Origin of the sequence: Streptococcus sp. HMSC078D09 (assembly GCF_001813675.1) — a bacterium.
Classification (GTDB): Bacteria; Bacillota; Bacilli; order Lactobacillales; family Streptococcaceae; genus Streptococcus.
Genome location: NZ_KV813675.1, coordinates 744352 through 744616, shown reverse-complemented (window position 1 = coordinate 744616; position 265 = coordinate 744352). Strand labels below are relative to the sequence as shown.

Below are 265 nucleotides of genomic sequence, written 5' to 3'. Positions count from 1 at the left end.
TACAGTTGGTGTGTAAGTTGCAGAAGCTTTGCTTCCGTTCATGTCTTCACGAACGACTGTAACTGCTGGTGCAGTACCAGTAAAGCTTGGGTCTGGAACAAATGTAACAGTACCGTCTGCTGCTACTGTGTAAGTACCAACGCCATCTACTGTCTTAGTAGTTGAGCCATCATCAAATGTTGCAGCAACATCATCGTTCATTGGTACACGGCTGTTGCCTTCAGTGAATACAGGTTTACCAGTTTGTGTCGCACCTTGAACACCT

Annotated in this window: 1 pseudogene; it reads right to left on the bottom strand. The window is 45.7% G+C overall.

The window, feature by feature from the left end:
• A pseudogene (locus HMPREF2926_RS11455) lies at positions 1 to 265 on the bottom strand (cell surface protein); the annotation flags it as partial.